Source organism: Abyssisolibacter fermentans, from assembly GCF_001559865.1.
Lineage (GTDB): Bacteria > Bacillota > Clostridia > Tissierellales > MCWD3 > Abyssisolibacter > Abyssisolibacter fermentans.
The window spans coordinates 34,433-53,577 of the sequence record NZ_LOHE01000090.1 but is presented as its reverse complement, the minus strand read 5'-3'; the positions used below and the strand labels follow the sequence as shown (position 1 = coordinate 53,577).

The following is a 19,145-nucleotide window of genomic DNA, read 5'->3' as shown; positions in this document are numbered from 1 at the left end:
AATTTTCTATATACTTAGATATATTACTTTAAAAAATGATTGTACATTAATAATTTGTACAATCATTTTTTTTACATAGTAATTTATGCAATATAAATATTGAAAATGGATATAATTTTTTTAAAAGGAAAAAGTTACGTTGAAATTCAACTTGAAAATAAGGCTTTTGTTTTATGTATCAATACAAAATGACATTAGTATATGATATAATACAACCAATAAATTAGTTATGGAGTGATTCAATTGGATGCAAAACAAAAACTAATAAATCTAAAACAGTGTTTAAGACAACTTAAAAGTGTTGCTATTGCATTTTCGGGAGGAGTAGATAGTACGTTTTTGGCTAAAGTATGTAAAGATGTATTAAATGAAAATGCTATATGTATTACTATAAATACTGCGTTTCAACCCAAAAGTGAGATTGATGAGGCAAGAAAGCTAGCAAAAAATATAGGTACTAAGCACATTATTATTGATTTGAGTATAAATGACTTAAAAAGTGTAAAGGCTAATCCGATTGATAGATGTTATAAATGTAAAAAAATAATTTTTTCTAAAATAAAAGAAGAAGCTTTAAAACACGGTATTTCTACAATAGTTGATGGTTCGAATATGGATGATACAAAAGATTACCGACCGGGAATGAAAGCATTAAAGGAACTAAACGTGATAAGTCCATTATTAGAAGCAGGACTAACTAAACAAGATATCAGAGTATTATCAAAACAACTAGGGCTAGAAACGTGGAAGAAATCTTCAATGTCATGTTTAGCTGCTAGGGTACCTTATAACGAAGAAATAACTGAAAAGAAGCTAAGTATGATTGAAGAAGCTGAAGAATATTTAAAATATTTAGGGTTTAATCAATTTAGAGTAAGACATCATAATACTATAGCACGAATAGAGGTTTTACCTGAAGATATGAATAGGCTATTAGACAAAGAATTGAAAAATAAGATTTCAGTTGCTCTTAAAGATATAGGTTTTAAATATATATGTTTAGATTTAGAGGGCTATAAAACTGGTAGTTTGAATAGGGAAATAGGTAATTGAAAAATGCAAATTTGAAAATGTGGATAATTTTTAATGTTTTAGCTCATAAGTTTTTGGCGAGGGGAACCCTCTCTGCACGTGATTATATAGTTTTTTCAATATGTGTATAATCTTTGACGGCTGGGCAAGAACCCGTTTCTTGAAATAAATAAGAAACTCACTACTCACTACGTTCCTAGGAGTAAGTGATTTACTCAAAATTATAGATTTTGGTTCTCTACTTAGAAGCGATGAAGAAACGAACTCTTGAAGTCACGCTTTCAAAGAAACATTAGAGAGTTCCCTAGTGACTATATTGGTAGGCAAACTAAGTTATTTCAATAAATTTAATGTAGTATTTATGAATAGTGAAGCATTTTGCAATAAATTGAAGGGGACGGGAGAAAAATATGAATGAAGATAGTATCAGGCAGCTATTAAAACATGTTAAAGAAGGAAATGTCAATGTTGATGAAGCACTAAATGTTTTAAAGGATTTACCATTTGAAGATATTGGGTATGCAAAGATAGATCATCACAGACAGATAAGAAATGGTTATCCTGAAGTAATTTATTGTGAAGGTAAAACGCCAGAGCAAGTAAGAGGAATCGTAGAAAGAATGTTAAAAAAAGATACTTGTATATTGGCAACAAGAGCTGATAAAGATAAATATGATGCTATAAAAGATTTATGTGAAAATATTAAATATTACAATGAGGCTAGAATAATAGTAGTTAATCAGAAAGATATTAAAAAATCAGAACATAAGATATTGGTTGTAACAGGTGGAACATCTGACATACCTGTTGCAGAAGAAGCCGCAATAACTGCTGAAACTTTTGGTAATACAGTAGAACGGTTATATGATGTTGGGGTTGCTGGTATACACAGACTATTATCCAATGTAGAAAAATTGCATGAAGCAAGAGTTATTATAGCAGTGGCTGGTATGGAGGGTGCTTTAGCAAGTGTTGTTGGTGGATTAGTTGACAAACCTGTAATAGCAGTGCCTACTAGTATAGGATATGGAGCAAGCTTAAATGGAATAGCTGCATTACTTGCAATGTTGAATAGCTGTGCTAGTGGTATAGGTGTTGTAAATATTGATAATGGATTTGGAGCAGGCTATTTAGCCAGTACAATAAATAGATTATAAAATATACGGGGGTATGCAAAGTGGAAGAAAAGATTTTATATTTTGACTGTCTGTCAGGTATAAGTGGAGATATGTCTATTGGTGCTTTACTAGATTTAGGAATAGATAAAGATAGTTTTATTAAGGAATTAAACAAAATAGATATAGATGGTTTCAGTATAGACATTAAAACTAATCAAAAGAATGGTATAACAGGTACTGATTTTTATGTAAATATTGAACATCCTACACATAATCATGAACATCCACATGAACACAGCCATGAACATAATCATGAGCACCAACATACTCATCACCATGACCATAGAAATTTATATGATATAGAAAATATAATAGATAATAGTGAGCTTAATGATAATGTAAAAGTATTAAGTAAGAAAATATTTAAATATGTAGCAAACGCTGAAGCAAAAGTACATAACAAACCTATTGATCAGGTTCATTTTCATGAGGTAGGGGCTATAGATTCTATAGTTGATATTATAGGTGCTGCTATATGTTTAGACATGTTAAATGTAGATAAAGTTTATTCTTCTCCTATTCATCTAGGTACTGGATTTGTTAAATGTGCTCATGGAATTATTCCAGTTCCTGCGCCAGCTACAATAGAAATATTAAAAGATACTCCTGTATATTCGAAAGGCATAAGAAGTGAACTTGTAACACCTACTGGTGCAGCTATTGTTAAAGCTATAAGTAGTGAGTTTGTTCATATGCCTGAGATGATAATAGAAAAAATAGGGTATGGATTAGGAAAGAAGGATTTAGAAGTAACAAATGTATTAAGAGTTATTTTAGGTAAAAAAAAACACCTCAAAAGCTTATAATGCTTGAAACTAATATTGATGATATGAATCCAGAGGTATATTCTTATTTAATGCCTTTTCTTTTTGAAGAAGGTGCATTGGACGTATTTTTAACAAATATTATTATGAAGAAAAATAGACCAGCAACAAAACTGAGTGTTTTGTGTCATGATAAAGATGTTGAAACTTTAATGGACATAATATTTGAACAAACTACGACTATAGGTATAAGAAAATATGAAGTAGATAGAATTAGTTTGAATAGAGAAATTATAAAAGTAAAAACTAAGTATGGAACAATAAGAATAAAAAAAGCTTATAAGGATAATAAATTATTGAAATGTTTTCCTGAATATGAAGATTGTAAGACTTTAGCACAACAACAGGGTGTTTCGATAATTAATATTTATAATGAAGCATTAAAAGAATTTTATAGCAATTGATATAAACCTAGTTAAACGTGTATATCAACACATTTATTAATTATTAACGCCCACTTTTAAGAGTGGGTGAATCAATTTTATAGTTTTAGCAAAACGTTTGCCTTTATTTTTTGAAAAGTTTGAAAATTATTAAACATTAGAAACTCCTTGACAATAAAAATAAGTTTTGTTAATCTATTAAAAACTAACACGGAAATAATATTATAATTAAATAAATGAGGAGGTTTTTAATGTGGAGAAATTTTTAAGTGAGGGTTTAACATTTGATGATGTTTTATTAGTACCTGCCAAGTCTGAAATACTTCCAAAAGATGTAAAATTATCAACTAAATTAACAAAGAATATTAGATTAAATGTACCAATGATGAGTGCAAGTATGGATACAGTTACCGAGGCAAAGATGGCTATAGCAATGGCTAGAGAAGGTGGAGTAGGTATAATACACAAAAACATGCCTATAGAACAACAAGCACTAGAAGTAGATAAAGTAAAAAGATCAGAACATGGGGTTATAGTAGATCCATTTTATTTACATCCTGAAAATTCTATAGCGGATGCATTAGAATTAATGGAAAGATATCATATCTCAGGAGTTCCTATCACAGATAATTCAAAAAAATTAGTAGGTATCATAACAAATCGTGATTTAAGATTTGAAACTGATATGTCAAAAAAAATATCAGATGCTATGACAAGTGAAAATCTTGTAACTGCCAAGCAAAACATTTCTATGGAAAAAGCTCAAGATATACTTAGAAGACATAAAATCGAAAAACTTCCTTTAGTTGATGATAAGGGATATTTGGTTGGTTTAATAACTATAAAAGATATTGAAAAATCAATAAAATATCCTCATGCTGCAAAGGATAAAGGAGGAAGACTATTAGCTGGTGCAGCTGTTGGTGTAACAAATGACGTAATGGATAGATTAGATGCATTAGTAAAGGCTAATGTAGATGTAGTAGTTATAGATACAGCACATGGACATTCAATGGGTGTTATAAAGGTAATAAAACAAATAAGAGCAAGATATCCAGAGCTTGAGTTAATAGCAGGTAATGTTGCTACTGCAGAAGCTACTGAGGAGTTAATAAATGCAGGTGTAAGTGCTGTAAAAGTTGGAATCGGACCAGGATCTATTTGTACAACAAGAGTTGTTGCAGGAGTAGGTGTACCACAATTAACAGCAGTTTATAATTGTTATCAGGTTGCAAAAAAATATGATATACCAGTAATTGCTGATGGTGGTATTAAATACTCAGGAGATATAGTTAAAGCTATTGCGGCTGGAGCTAATGTAGTTATGTTAGGTTCACTTCTTGCTGGTACAGAAGAAAGTCCTGGAGAAACAGAATTATATCAAGGAAGAAGATTTAAGGTTTATAGAGGTATGGGCTCTATGGCAGCTATGGATAAAGGAAGTAAGGATAGATATTTCCAACAAGATAGCAAAAAACTTGTACCAGAAGGAGTAGAAGGTAGAGTATCATATAAAGGACCTCTAAGTGATACTATATTCCAACTTGTTGGTGGATTAAGAGCAGGTATGGGATATTGTGGAGCAGCAACAATAAAAGATCTAATAAAGAAAGGACAATTTATTAAGATAACTGGTGCTGGATTAATAGAGAGTCATCCACATGATATTAGTATTACTAAGGAAGCACCAAATTACAGTATTAAATAACGGAGGGAAAAAGATGCAAAATAGCGTGGTTTTGATATTAGATTTTGGTGGACAATACAGTCAGCTGATTGCAAGAAGAGTAAGAGAAGCAAATGTGTATTGTGAGATACTTCCTTATAACTATTCTCTAGATAAAATAAAAGCTAAGAATCCAAAGGGAATAATTTTATCCGGAGGACCATCAAGTGTTTTTGAAGAAAATGCACCAAAATGTAACGATGAGTTGTTTAAAATGGGCATACCTGTATTAGGTATATGCTATGGTGGACAACTAATGGCACAAGTATTTGGTGGAACAGTAAGTAGAGCGGATACTAGAGAGTATGGTAGAACAGAGCTTAATATACTTCATAATGATGGTATATTTAAATCTATAGATGATGATATAAAATGTTTGATGAGTCATACTAATTTTATAGGAGAGGCTCCTGAAAATTTTGTGGTTACTGCTAAAACATCTTCATGTCCAGTAGCAGCAATGAAGAGCATAGATGGAAAGCTTGTAGCAGTTCAATTCCATCCAGAAGTAGAGCATACTGAAAGAGGAAGAGACATATTAGCAAACTTTTTATACAACGTATGTGAAATAACACCAGATTGGGATATGGGTGATTTTGCAAAAGAAACGATAGCAAATATAAAAGAAGAGATAGGAGATAAGAGAGCTATATGTGCACTTTCAGGTGGAGTAGATTCAGCTGTAGCAGCAGTAATGGTACACAAAGCAATTGGTTCTAACTTAATTTGTATATTTGTTGATCATGGTCTACTTAGAAAAAATGAGGGTGACCAAGTAGAAGAAGTTTTCAGAGATAAATTTAATCTAAACCTTATAAGAGTAAATGCTCAAGAAAGGTTTTTAACAAAACTTAAAGGAGTAGTTGATCCTGAAAAGAAAAGAAAAATTATTGGTGAAGAATTTATAAGAGTTTTTGAAGAAGAAAAAGCTAAACTAAAAAGCCAATATGATAACATTGATTTTCTAGTACAAGGAACAATTTATCCAGACGTAATAGAGAGCGGAACAGACAAAGCAGATGTTATAAAAAGCCATCATAATGTAGGTGGACTTCCAGAGGATGTTGATTTTAAACTTGTTGAACCTCTAAGATCGCTATTTAAGGATGAGGTTAGAAGTGTAGGTAATAAACTAAACATACCAGATGAAATAGTTCAGAGACAACCATTCCCAGGTCCAGGTTTAGCTATAAGAGTATTGGGAGAAATAACACCTGAAAAACTTAAAATAGTTAGAGAAGCTGATTGGATATTTAGAGAGGAAATAAGAAAAGCTGGCTTAAACAGAAGCATATGGCAGTACTTTGCAGCACTTCCTAATATCAAAACAGTTGGTGTTATGGGAGATGAAAGAACACATACTCATACAATTGCACTTAGAGCAGTAACATCATCTGATGGAATGACAAGTGAGTGGGCAAGAATACCTTTTGAAGTTCTTGATAAAATATCACGAGAAATTGTCAATAATGTAGAAAATGTAAACAGAGTTGTTTATGATATAACAAGTAAACCACCAGCGACTATTGAGTGGGAATAATAAATAAAACCTCTGTAATCCTTTTAATATTAAGGGTTGCAGAGGTTTTTTGGTTTGTAGTGATATTAGTTTGATATTAAATATCATATAAGAGTAAAAGAATCTATTAACTTCTATCCAGATTTTCTGGCCAAATCATTCTCCACTTATAATACTCTTTTTGAGATACCTTGCCGCTTTCAAGTGATTTTTTCATGTCATACCATTCTTCTAACAGATGATCAAGTCCAATCAAATGCAACTTAATTCTCTTCTCAGATTCACCATTTTCTTTTATTATTTCATTAAAGGATAAACAGGGGAAGTTATTTTCCCCTACTTATCTTAAAACCACACATAACCAGCTCAGTGCGATTTTCAATCATGCAGTAAGATTTTATGAATTGAAGTCTAATCCTGCTAGAAGAGCGGGAAATATAGTGTTAAACAAATTGGTTAAATATGGGTAATTCCACGCCCTTTTTAGTGATAGGAGGTGATTGCAACAATTGGTAATTCTTTGCTACCAAGATAATAGGAAATTATTTATGAACAAGTATGCAAAGGAATTAGAAGGCTTCTTGATATGTCTTATGAATATTAAAAGAGAATAGTAAATGATGATTACGCAGGAGGTTTATATGGACCAGCTCATGAAATATACCATTCAATTGGCAATGTTGTCCACCCTGCTTGATGAGAAGCATATTACTGAGCGAGAATATGCGAAGATAAAAGCAGAGTTGGATAGGAATTATAATAGATATAAAGTCTAGTGTAGAAGTTAAAAGATTAAGATCACAAAAGATTAAAATCAACAAAAGAGTAAAATCACAAAGAGTTAACAACACAAAGAGTAAAATCACATTTGACAAAAACAAGATTTAATGATACCATTACAGAAATTAATAATAAAGGCGAAGAAGAGAAGTAGTAAATATAGTTGTATTGTTCAGAGAGAAGATGGTTGGTGCGAATCTTCACAATAGGTATATTGAAGCAGTCTCGGAGCTTTGAACCGAAATGATTAGTAGGCTTCAACGGAGATCCACCGTTATCATAGGATATAGTATCGGTAATATGAATTGCCTGTACTTGATGAGAGCAGAGTTTATCTCTGAATTTAGGTGGTACCACGGATAAAGAATTCGCCCTAAGCAATTAAAGCTTAGGGCTTTTTTAATACAAATTTTGAGAAAGGAAGAAGACTATGAAAGCAAATGAATTAAGAAAACTCTATGTATCATATTACAAAGAAAGGAGACATGAAGTAGCTGACGCCGCATCTTTAGTTCCTGAAAATGATGCTAGTGTATTATATACGACTGCTGGCATGCAACCTCTTATTCCTTATCTACTTGGACAAGAACACCCATTGGGAAAACGTCTTGCCAATGTACAAAGGTGTGTAAGAATGGGAGATATAGAGGAGGTAGGTGATGATTATCATTTAACTGTCTTTGAAATGCTAGGAAACTGGTCTTTAGGTGATTATTTTAAAAAAGAGGCAATTACCATGAGTTTTGGGTTTCTTACAGAGCAACTTAATATACCTGTTTCTAAACTTGCAGTAACTGTTCACAAAGGAAATGATAAGGTACCATATGATGCTGAAGCTACTCAGACATGGTTAGAGCTTGGATTAAGTAAAGAACAGATTTTTTATTATGGAGATGATGAAAATTGGTGGGGACCGGCTGGAGAGATAGGTCCATGTGGTCCTGATTCAGAAATGTTCTATGTGAATGATTTACCTGATTGTTGTGAGGAATGTGGACCAGCCTGTAGTTGTGGAAAGTATGTTGAATTAGGAAATAATGTTTTTATGACATATAACAAAGATAAAGATGGGAATCTTACTGAACTAAAGCAAAAGAACATTGATGTGGGATTAGGATTTGAAAGATTACTAATCCTAGCAAACAATCTACAAAATGTATATGAAACAGATTTATTTGTTCCATTAATCAACAAATTGGAAGAAATAAGTGAGATATCATATCATAAAAGCAATCAAAAGAGTTATAGAGTCATATGTGAACATACTAGGTCTGCTATATTTATTCTTGCTGATCCAAAAAAGATTGTCCCATCAAATTCAGAACAAGGTTATATACTTAGACGACTTATTCGACGTACTATTCGGATGATTCATAAGTTAGGTGTTAAAGAGAGTATATTACCTGAATTAGCTGAAGAAGTTATTGAAATGTATGGTGAAGCATATCCCGAGGTTAAGTCATGCAGAGAAACTATCATTGAAGAGTTAAGAAAGGAATATGATAAATTCAATAAAACTCTTCAAAGTGGATTAAAAATGGCAAACAAATATTTTGGGAAACTAAAAGCTGGAGAATGTTTGAACGGTCAACAAGCTTTTAAATTATATGATACCTATGGTTTCCCTATTGAATTCACATTAGAACTTGCAGCGGAAAAAGAAATCCTTGTTGACATGGAGGGATTTAAAGCAAAGGTTGAAGAGCATCAGAAAAAATCCAGAACTGGGGCAGCTGGAAAATTCAAAGGGGGATTGACAGAGCATAACAATTATAGTATAAAGCTGCATACAGCTACTCATTTACTTAATGGCGCATTGCGACAGGTATTAGGCGAGCAGGTTTTTCAAAGAGGTAGTCATATTAATTCAGAACGATTAAGATTTGATTTCTCCTTTGATAGAAAGTTGACTGAAGAAGAGATAACACAGGTTGAAAGTATTGTTAACAGGGCGATACATGATAAGATTGATGTTAAATGTGTAGAAATGAACTTAGATGATGCTAAAAATAGTGGTGCTATAGGAATATTTGATTCAAAATATGGTGATATTGTAAAGGTTTACGAAATACCTAGATATTCACTTGAAATTTGTGGTGGACCACATGTTTCTAATACATCTGAACTTGGGTATTTCAAAATAATTAAAGAGCAAAGCTCTTCTTCAGGTGTTAGGAGAATAAAAGCTATTGTTGATTTTAATAATGTAAGATAAGATCAGATGAATAATTGAATTTTGAATGTTTAGATGAACTATCCGGTATTATTGGATAGTTCATTCTTTTGTGAGAAACAGATATATATTGAACTTGTATGTAACGCTGATAAGTTCATAATAGTTGATTTTACCATAGTACATTGGTATATACTATGATGAAATTATAAATAAGGAATAGGAACATAAAATAACTTTTCGGAAATTACGAGTAATTCATTTAGATAAGTGTCTAAGGTAACATAGAAAACATCAGACAGTGTCTGATGAATTGAGCTAGGAGAATATTTAATCTAAAGATAGGAGGTCAACATGAAAGAAGTAGAAATCATAAAACCTAAGAAGAATAAATCTGATAGAACAACAGGTAAAGAAGTCAGTGTCATTCGAGTAGCTCCATACTGTAGAGTCAGTACAGGTTGTCCAAAAAAGAAACCGCTAGGAGTGAAAAAGGTTTTTATAAGACCTAAATCCAGCGGTTTTAACTTTTTATTATTCAAGGAACTGAAATTAACTATTTCCGACTGCCCCATTTTAATTAATAGACAGGAAAATAACTACCGCATTCACTACATTTATAAACTTTAGTCCATACTAGTTCACCATCTTTTTCAGACCAAGTTGAATATTGGTAAATACCCAATTCACCACAGTCAGGACATAAAGTAGCTGCAAAACTTGGCACAATGAAACATAGACAAAGACAAATTGATAACAATAAAATTAATAATTTTTTGGACATTCTTACATCTCCTTTTTTGTAATTTATTTAAAAAATACCCAAAGTAATAATACCATAATAAGCATTAACTGTCAATAAAATACTTTACAAAAAATTACAACGATATACTATCATTTTTTTCATATATATTGATTTCTTAACTTTATTAAGTAAATATAGTCAAGATAATAAATGATAATGTGTAAAGGTAGGTTATGAAATTGAGAGATGAACTCCATATTACATCTGAAAATAAAACAAGATATTTATCAGAAACAACAGTAGATGTCAAGAATAGCTTTATCTGCAATTATCTAAAAAAAGCGGTAGCCACAGATAAGGATAAGATTGAATTGAAGTACCTGACAAAGGGTATAAAGAATGGGAATCTATTAAGCTATATCAAAGTATTCTTAAAAGATCAATTACAGTAGATGAAGATTTAAGAAAGATTATGTCCCCTCTTTACTTGTTTAATGATATGCGTCAGTATTTTGATACTGCCATTTAAGATTAGGCAGTTTGTTTATTACTAGAGCCAATAACAAGGTTCTTTTTTAATATAACAAAACCAAACGAAAGGAAGTGACATTGACTGAGGTATAGCTGAAAAACGGAAATATGGATATATTTAAACCCGAAACAGGTGTTGTTCTACGCATAAATTATGGTAAAATTATAAAAAGGAGGTATATAAATGCTCAAGGTAGATAGCTTTAATATAGATGATATGAAGAACGAACTTCAGGAAGACGATTTAAGATTCTTAAATCTATCAGGTCGAAAGGCTTTTCATTCTCAGGGAATTTTAGGACAAGGCGTAATTGTTGCAGTTGTAGATACAGGAGTTTCAAATCATACAGAACTAGAAGGAAGAATTTTAAGAGGAAGAAACTTTTGCAACTACAGAGGTTCTACAAACACAGAGGACGACAACGGTCACGGCACCCACGTTGCTGGAAGTATAGCTGGTACTAATGTAGGAATAGCACCAAAGACTCAAATACTGCCTGTCAAAGTATTGAGTGGTGATGGTGATGGAAATATCAAGGATATCATAAAAGCCTTACAGTGGATAAAAGAATATAAATCTAAAGACGGCAGAAAGGTCAGCATAGTTTCAATTTCGCTATCCACAAATGGGCAAAAAGAAAGCGAAAAAGACTTAGGAGAATTTCACGAATCGATAAAAGAACTAGTTAAGTCTAACTTAGCAGTCATTTGCTCAGCAGGTAATTCTTCTATAGAAGAAATTAGGTATCCTGCAGTTTTTAAGGAAGTAATATGTGTAGGAGCTGTAGATCTAGAAAAGAAAAAAGCACTTTTCAGTACAGAAGGTGAGCACGTTGATGTATGCCAAATTGGAGTAAATGTCTTATCTTGCTGGTATAAGCAAAGCGAATATGACTATGCTGTTATGTCCGGAACATCTATGTCTACACCAATTGTATCAGGTATAGCAGCGTTGATTGCTTGTAAGCATAAAGTAGCTCTTGGAGAAGCAATACCAGAAGATTATTTGTGGAGAAATCTTAAAATGAGTACTAAAGACTTAGGCATACCAGGAGCAGATACAAAATATGGAGTTGGATTTTGTACATTACAGCCTTTACAGACAAATATAATAGTTCAACACAAAAATAAAACAATGATAGTTAATGATCAAAAAATCAAACTAGACAAAGCACCTGAGATTCAAGAAGGTAGGTTTATGTTGCCGGCACGCTTTATATCAGAGGCAACTGGCGCTTTTATCGAATTTGATAAAAAAGAAAAATCGGCTAAATTTATATACTAAGAAAATGGAGGGTTATAATATCTTTTTTATAGGATTATATTTTGATGATAGTAAAGAACTAGCATTACGAAAGGAGTACATTAATATTAGCTAAAGATAGTACATGTGAGGATATAAAAATTACTTTTAAAGATAAAACTATTGATAATGTTAAATCCAAAAAAATACAATTTGGAATAGTAGAGCTTGGTTTATAGATATATGAAATTAAATGCAGTTAAATACATAGTTTGTAGTACAGAAAAAAACTTAAAAACAGAGTGCGAATAGTAAAGAGAAACCCTGTAAGCCTTGAAAGGTGTATTGGTTAATTTTATGCTCGTGATTCTATTTTGATTCTAATTTAAAAAAAGGTAGATTTTATGATTAATAATAGTTATAATAGAAGCAATAATACAAAGTAAAATCAACATTTATTATAACCAAATAAACTACTATAGCAAAGTGGAAGTAATATTAATTTGTTAAACTGTATGAGCTGAGTGCTTATACAGTTTAAATGTTTAAAATATTATTAGCAAAAGTTATTTTATTTGTAAATACATCATATATGCAAACGTAAACAATGAAATATCACATAAAGTTCGTGTTATAACATAAAAAAAATAAAATAAAGGCTTAAATATTCGTAAAAATGTATTGACTTATAAAAAACTCTTTGCTATTATAATAGTATAATTTATAGAATTTAAATTAATACTCATATAATTCTCAGAATATGGCTGAGAAGTCTCTACCAGGCAACCGTAAATTGCTTGACTATGAGTGAAATAGTACCTAGGGTTTACAGAGAATAGATATTTTCTGTAATTGTATAGTCCTAGAGGTACTGGCAGTGCATTTTTTGTATTGTCACACCGTAGCGGCATAAACCCAAATGGTAGGTTTCACTTATAAAGAGCCTATCCATTTGGGTTTCTTTGTTTTTTGCTCAGAGTATTAATAAAAATTTTAGGGGGTTACTGTAATGGAATCATTTTTCAAATTAAAGGAAAACAAAACAAATGTTAAAACAGAAATAATGGCTGGAATAACTACTTTTGTAACAATGGCATACATTATATTTGTTAACCCGAACATTTTAAAATTAGCAGGAATGAATCAAGCTGGTTTATTAGGAGATGCAGCTGAAGCTGCAAACATTGGTTTTGAAGACCCAATTGTAGGAGCGGTATTTGTTGCAACTTGTCTAGCAGCACTTGTAGGCTGTTTGATAATGGGATTATATGCAAATCTACCATTTGCTTTGGCACCTGGTATGGGTTTAAATGCATTTTTTACTTATGGAGTTGTTTTACAATTACATTATACATGGCAACAAGCTTTAGCAGCAGTATTTATATCAGGAATCTTATTTATTATATTAACTGTTACTGGTTTAAGAGAAGCAATTGTTAATGCTTTACCGGATTCTCTTAAAAGAGCAATTGGTGGTGGTATCGGATTATTTATAGCATTGATAGGTTTAAAATCAGCACATATAGTAGTAAGTAATCCTGCTACATTAGTTGAATTCGGAGACTTTACACAAGCTAGTACTTTTGTACCATTGATAGGTTTAGTAATTATGGGAATACTTATGGCTAGAAGAGTAAAAGGAGCAATTTTAATAGGTATAGTAGTAACAACTTTATTAGGAATACCTTTTGGAGTAACTCATATACCAGATGCATTTAGTTGGTCTATTCCTAGCTTAAAGCCAACATTATTTGCATTAGATTTTAAAGGATTATTAAATTTAGGAGAGGCTTCATTTATAGGAGCTATAATGAGTGTTATAACTGTAGTAATATCTTTCAGTCTTGTTGATATGTTTGATACAATTGGAACATTAATTGGAACAGGACAAAAAGCTGGGTTTGTTAATGAACAAGGTAAACTTAAAAATATGGAAAAAGCATTATTTGCAGATGCAATAGCAACATCTGTAGGTGCTTTAATAGGAACATCTACAACAACAACTTATGTTGAAAGTACATCAGGTGTAAGTGAAGGTGGAAGAACTGGATTAACATCAGTAACAGTTGGAGTATTATTCTTATTATCATTATTCTTAGCACCATTTGTGGGAATTGTACCGGGAGAAGCTACAGCACCAGCACTTATAATTGTTGGAGTATTGATGATGACATCTGTAAAATATATAGATTTTGAAGATTTTACTGAGGCTCTACCAGCATTCTTAACAATGGCTATTATGCCTTTTAGTTACAGTATAGCAAATGGTATTGCAGCTGGATTAATATTCTATCCAATAACAAAATTAGCTACTGGAAGAGGAAAAGAAGTACATCCAGCAATCTATGTGCTTGCAATATTGTTTATAGCAAGATTTACTATCTTACCTCATTAATAATAAAAAACAAGTCCGAAATAGCATATAAACTATTCGGACTTTTGTTTTAAGCACCGAACCTAAATTTATAATTTAGTGTGAGTCGCTTACTCAGACGAAGTCTGAGTTACCTATTAAAAAGGAGCAAACAAGAGTAAACAAAAGTACCCTGAAATATTAATACTTTAAAAACAAAGTTTAATTTTTGACAATAGGAATAAATAAATAGCAATTTATAAATATTAACAATAGAACAGAAACGAAATAATAACGTAAAAATCTCTGATTCTATGAATCGGAGTTAATATATAAAATAATTTTTTACAATCTTAGCAAAGGAGTTTTAGTGATGACTTTGGATGTGAAAAGAATTTATGTTGAGAAAAAATCTCAATTTGCAAATGAAGCAGAACATTTATTTAAAGATTTAAAAAAAGCTTTAGGAATAAAAGAATTAGAGGATGTTAGAGTTATTAATAGATACGATATTCAAGGGATAGGTGAGGAACATCTACAAAATATAGTAGATACAATACTATCTGAACCTAATGTAGATACTGTATGTGAATATGTATTAGAAAAACTTAATGATTACACAGTATTTGCTGTAGAATACCTTCCTGGTCAATATGATCAAAGAGCAGATCAAGCAGCTCAATGTATACAAATACTAACAAAGAATAAACCAATAGTAAAGACAGCAAAATTAATAGCATTAAAAGGAAATATTAACGAAGCTGATTTAAACAAAATAAAAGCTTACATTATCAATCCAGTTGATTCAAGAGAAGCTTCATTAGAGGTATTTGATTCATTAATAAACAATTATGATGAACCTAAAACTGTTAGTACTATAGATGGATTTATAGATATGAATTTAGAAGCAATAAAAGAATTTAGAGATACTATGGGATTTGCAATGAGCATTGAAGACTTAGAGTTTTGTAGAGATTACTTTAAAAACACTGAGAAAAGAAATCCAACAATAACTGAGTTAAAGGTAATAGATACTTATTGGTCAGATCACTGTAGACATACTACATTTCAAACTAATATAGAAGATGTAAAAATTGAAGAAAACAAGTTTTCTGAACCAATAAAAAAAGCTTATAAAGAGTATTTAGATTCAAGAAGTTATGTATATGAAGACAGACAAAAAGATGTTTGTTTAATGGATATAGCAACATTAGGAATGAAAGAGCTAAAGAAAAAAGGGTACTTAGATAAATTAGATGTATCTGAAGAAATTAATGCATGTAGTGTTGTAGTAAATGCAGTTGTAAATGGTAAAAATGAAGATTGGTTAGTAATGTTTAAAAACGAAACACACAATCATCCTACTGAAATAGAACCATTTGGAGGAGCGGCTACTTGTTTAGGTGGAGCAATAAGAGATCCATTATCAGGAAGAGCGTATGTATATCAAGCAATGAGAGTTACAGGAGCGGGAGATCCAACACTGCCAATCGAGAAAACTATGAGTGGTAAATTGCCTCAGAGAAAAATATGTACTGAAGCGGCAGAAGGATACAGCTCATATGGTAATCAGATTGGACTTGCAACAGGACAGGTAACAGAGATATATAATGATGGATATGTAGCTAAGAGAATGGAAATTGGAGCAGTAATAGGTGCTGTTAAGAAAGAAAATGTAGTAAGGGAAACGCCAAAATGTGGAGATGTAGTGTTATTAGTAGGTGGAAGAACAGGAAGAGATGGCTGTGGAGGAGCAACAGGTTCATCAAAGGCACATACAGAAGAATCAATATTAAATTGTGGTGCTGAAGTTCAAAAAGGAAATCCACCTGTTGAAAGAAAGATACAAAGATTATTTAGAAATAAAGAGGTAACAAAATTAATTAAAAGATGTAATGATTTTGGTGCTGGAGGAGTTTCAGTAGCTGTAGGTGAGCTTGCTGATAGTTTAGAAATATATTTAGATAAGGTTACTAAGAAATATGAAGGTTTAGATGGTACAGAACTTGCTATTTCTGAATCTCAAGAAAGAATGGCTGTAGTAGTTGCTAAAGAAGATGCAGACAAATTTATAAAATTGTCTGATGAGGAAAATCTTGAAGCAACAGTTATTGCAAAAGTTACAGATGATAGAAGATTAAAAATGATATGGAAAGATAACAATATATTAAACATAAGTAGAGATTTTTTAGATACTAACGGGGTAAAACAAAACACCAAAGTACTTGTAGAAAAACCTATAGAAGATAGTAATTATTTCAAAAGAGCAGATAAAACAGCTTACAATAACCTAAGAGAACAATGGTTAGCTAATTTAAGAAAACTAAATGTAGCATCTCAAAAAGGTTTAGCAGAAAGATTTGACAGCACAATAGGTGCAAATACTGTATTAATGCCTTTTGGAGGAAAATATCAACTTACTCCTGCTGAAGGGATGGCTGCAAAACTACCAGTAATAGAAGGAGAAACTGATACATCTACTTTTATGTCATATGGATTTAATCCAAATATATCAAGTTGGAGTCCTTTTCACGGAGCGATATATGCAGTAATAGAGTCAGTATCCAAAATAGTTTTAATGGGTGGAAGATATGAAGAAATATACCTTAGTTTTCAAGAATACTTTGAGAAGCTCGGTAAGGATGAAATAAAATGGGGTAAACCATTTAGTGCATTATTAGGTGCTTTTTATGCTCAGAAGAAATTAAAAATAGCTGCAATAGGAGGAAAAGATAGTATGTCTGGAAGTTTTAAAGATATACATGTACCTCCAACATTAGTTAGTTTTGCAGTAGGAATAGGAAGCTGTAAAAATATAATTTCAACAGAATTTAAAAAAACTGATAGTAATATTTTGTTAATACCTATAGAAAAAGATGATAATGAAGTACCTAACTTTGAAAACTTAGACAAAACATATAGAACTATTAGCTCACTTATTCAAAAAGGAAAGATTTTATCAGCATCAACAATAAAGTTTGGAGCAGCAGCAGCTACGATTAGTAAAATGTCTTTTGGAAATAAAATTGGGGTTACTATTAATCAAGACTTAAACTATGATTTATTTAGTAACGACGATGGTTCTTTTATATTAGAAATTGATAGTCAATATGATATAGATACTTTATTTGGTGATATAAATTACATCAAATTAGGAAAGACAAACAATAAGTCTTCAATAGAAATGAATGAAGTAAGTATTCCGATAGATGAAGCTATAATAGTTTGGCAGGATAAATTAAACAGTGTTTATCCAATAAAAGAAGATATCAGTGGAGAAATTAAAAATATTAGCTATACAAAAGGTAACAAAATAACACCTAGTATCAAAGTAGCAAAGCCTAGAATATTTATACCAGTATTTCCAGGTACAAATTGTGAGTATGACACTCAAAAAGCATTCGAGAAAGCTGGAGGTATAGTAGACACTTGTGTATTTAAGAACCTTACAGCTAATCATATACAGGAGTCTATTGAGGTCTTTGTAAAGCATATTAGTGAAAGTCAAATTGTAGCATTACCGGGTGGGTTTAGTGCTGGTGATGAACCTGACGGGTCTGGTAAATTTATAGCAGCAGTATTTAGAAATCCTAAAGTTAAAGAAGCAGTTATGAGTTTGCTTAACAAAAGAGACGGTCTAATGCTTGGTATATGTAATGGATTTCAAGCTTTAATAAAACTAGGATTACTTCCTTATGGAGAAATAAAAAATATCAATGAAAATAGTCCTACTCTTACATTTAATAAAATTGGCAGACATATTTCACGCATGGCATTGACAAAAGTAACATCAAATTTATCACCTTGGTTTAACAATGTGAAAGTAGGGGATATTCACAATATTGCACTATCACATGGTGAAGGTAGATTTGTAGCACCAGAATCAACAATGGATAGGCTTATTGAAAATGGACAAATAGCTACTCAATATGTCGATTTTGAAGGTAACGCAAGCTATGATGGTAAAATTAATCCGAATGGTTCATACTACTCAGTAGAAGCAATAACAAGTCCTGATGGTAGAATATTAGGTAAAATGGGTCATTCAGAGAGAATTGGAAAAGACATATGTAAGAATGTTTCTGGAAACAAAGATCAAGGTATTTTTAAAGCAGGTGTAAATTATTTTAGTTAGAGGAGGAAGTTATATGAAAATTGCAGTGATAATGGGTAGTGATTCTGACTTTCCAATAGTTGAAAAAGGGCTAAAAATATTACATGACTTTGGAGTAGAAACTGAGGTAAGAGTTATATCGGCACATAGAACACCGTTTAAAGCCATTGAATTTGCAAATAATGCTGAAGATATGGGTTTTGAATTGATTATTGGAGCAGCTGGTAAGGCGGCACATTTACCAGGAATATTAGCTGGAGTTTCAGTATTACCTGTTATAGGTTTGCCTATCAAATCATCCACAATGGATGGATTAGATTCACTATTATCAATAGTTCAAATGCCAAAAGGCATTCCAGTTGCAACAGTAGCCATAAATGGAGCTGAAAATGCTGCATTATTAGCTATTCAAATTTTGTCTGTTAAATATGAGGAGTTAAGAGATAAGTTAAAACAATACAGAGTTGAAATGGCTGAGGAAGTAGAGAAAAAAGATAAAGCTGTTCAAGAAAGATTATAAAAAATTGATAAATAATATACAGAG

Annotated in this window: 13 protein-coding genes, 2 pseudogenes, 1 riboswitch and 1 other annotated feature; of the genes and pseudogenes, 14 read left to right on the top strand and 1 reads right to left on the bottom strand. The window is 31.5% G+C overall.

Features of this window, described 5'->3' with window-relative positions; translation table 11 throughout:
* Window positions 1-243 precede the first annotated feature (243 nt).
* The 5 genes and pseudogenes from larE to guaA all read left to right on the top strand — a co-directional run bounded on the left by larE (window position 244) and on the right by guaA (window position 6,683).
* Window positions 244-1,053: an ATP-dependent sacrificial sulfur transferase LarE gene (larE, locus tag AYC61_RS17380; RefSeq protein ID WP_066505727.1), complete on the top strand. Its 810-nt coding sequence runs from the start codon at window positions 244-246 to the stop codon at window positions 1,051-1,053.
* Window positions 1,054-1,442: 389 nt separating this feature from the next.
* Window positions 1,443-2,189 (top strand): nickel pincer cofactor biosynthesis protein LarB, encoded by a 747-nt coding sequence (gene larB / locus AYC61_RS17375; RefSeq protein ID WP_066505726.1) that lies wholly within the window; start codon window positions 1,443-1,445, stop codon window positions 2,187-2,189.
* A gap of 71 nt (window positions 2,190-2,260) precedes the next feature.
* Window positions 2,261-3,438, top strand: a pseudogene (gene larC / locus AYC61_RS20815) (nickel pincer cofactor biosynthesis protein LarC).
* Window positions 3,439-3,670: 232 nt separating this feature from the next.
* Window positions 3,671-5,125, top strand: coding sequence for an IMP dehydrogenase (gene guaB / locus AYC61_RS17360; protein WP_066505720.1), 1,455 nt, complete (start codon window positions 3,671-3,673; stop codon window positions 5,123-5,125).
* A gap of 13 nt (window positions 5,126-5,138) precedes the next feature.
* On the top strand, window positions 5,139-6,683 hold the full coding sequence (gene guaA / locus AYC61_RS17355; RefSeq protein ID WP_066506440.1) for a glutamine-hydrolyzing GMP synthase: 1,545 nt from the start codon (window positions 5,139-5,141) through the stop codon (window positions 6,681-6,683).
* A gap of 106 nt (window positions 6,684-6,789) precedes the next feature.
* Here guaA and AYC61_RS22135 read toward each other — a convergent pair whose 3' ends face one another.
* Window positions 6,790-6,918, bottom strand: coding sequence for a hypothetical protein (locus tag AYC61_RS22135; protein WP_275935264.1), 129 nt, complete (start codon window positions 6,916-6,918; stop codon window positions 6,790-6,792).
* A gap of 73 nt (window positions 6,919-6,991) precedes the next feature.
* Between AYC61_RS22135 and AYC61_RS21905 the strand changes: the two are divergent.
* The 9 genes and pseudogenes from AYC61_RS21905 to purE all read left to right on the top strand — a co-directional run.
* A pseudogene (locus tag AYC61_RS21905) lies at window positions 6,992-7,102 on the top strand (site-specific integrase); the annotation flags it as partial.
* 177 nt (window positions 7,103-7,279) lie between these two features.
* Window positions 7,280-7,438: an SHOCT domain-containing protein gene (locus AYC61_RS22205; protein WP_338026069.1), complete on the top strand. Its 159-nt coding sequence runs from the start codon at window positions 7,280-7,282 to the stop codon at window positions 7,436-7,438.
* Between the two features lie 135 nt (window positions 7,439-7,573).
* Window positions 7,574-7,821: a binding site (T-box leader), on the top strand.
* Between the two features lie 51 nt (window positions 7,822-7,872).
* Window positions 7,873-9,657, top strand: coding sequence for an alanine--tRNA ligase (locus AYC61_RS17350; RefSeq protein WP_066505717.1), 1,785 nt, complete (start codon window positions 7,873-7,875; stop codon window positions 9,655-9,657).
* A gap of 312 nt (window positions 9,658-9,969) precedes the next feature.
* Window positions 9,970-10,245 (top strand): hypothetical protein, encoded by a 276-nt coding sequence (locus AYC61_RS17345; RefSeq protein WP_066505715.1) that lies wholly within the window; start codon window positions 9,970-9,972, stop codon window positions 10,243-10,245.
* A 348-nt stretch (window positions 10,246-10,593) separates the two neighbouring features.
* Complete coding sequence (locus AYC61_RS17340; protein ID WP_156456514.1) at window positions 10,594-10,812, top strand: hypothetical protein; 219 nt, start codon at window positions 10,594-10,596, stop codon at window positions 10,810-10,812.
* Between the two features lie 263 nt (window positions 10,813-11,075).
* The gene (locus tag AYC61_RS17335; RefSeq protein WP_066505708.1) at window positions 11,076-12,176 is read left to right on the top strand and encodes a S8 family serine peptidase; all 1,101 of its coding nucleotides are present in this window, start codon (window positions 11,076-11,078) and stop codon (window positions 12,174-12,176) included.
* 680 nt (window positions 12,177-12,856) lie between these two features.
* Window positions 12,857-12,958, top strand: a riboswitch (purine riboswitch).
* Between the two features lie 185 nt (window positions 12,959-13,143).
* A complete protein-coding gene (locus tag AYC61_RS17330) occupies window positions 13,144-14,529 on the top strand; it encodes an NCS2 family permease (RefSeq protein WP_066505706.1) in 1,386 nt (461 codons plus the stop codon).
* 331 nt (window positions 14,530-14,860) lie between these two features.
* Window positions 14,861-18,622, top strand: a complete 3,762-nt coding sequence (locus tag AYC61_RS17325) for a phosphoribosylformylglycinamidine synthase (RefSeq protein ID WP_066505702.1) — start codon at window positions 14,861-14,863, stop codon at window positions 18,620-18,622.
* 13 nt (window positions 18,623-18,635) lie between these two features.
* On the top strand, window positions 18,636-19,121 hold the full coding sequence (gene purE / locus AYC61_RS17320) for a 5-(carboxyamino)imidazole ribonucleotide mutase (protein WP_066505699.1): 486 nt from the start codon (window positions 18,636-18,638) through the stop codon (window positions 19,119-19,121).
* The last annotated feature ends 24 nt before the right edge of the window (window positions 19,122-19,145 follow it).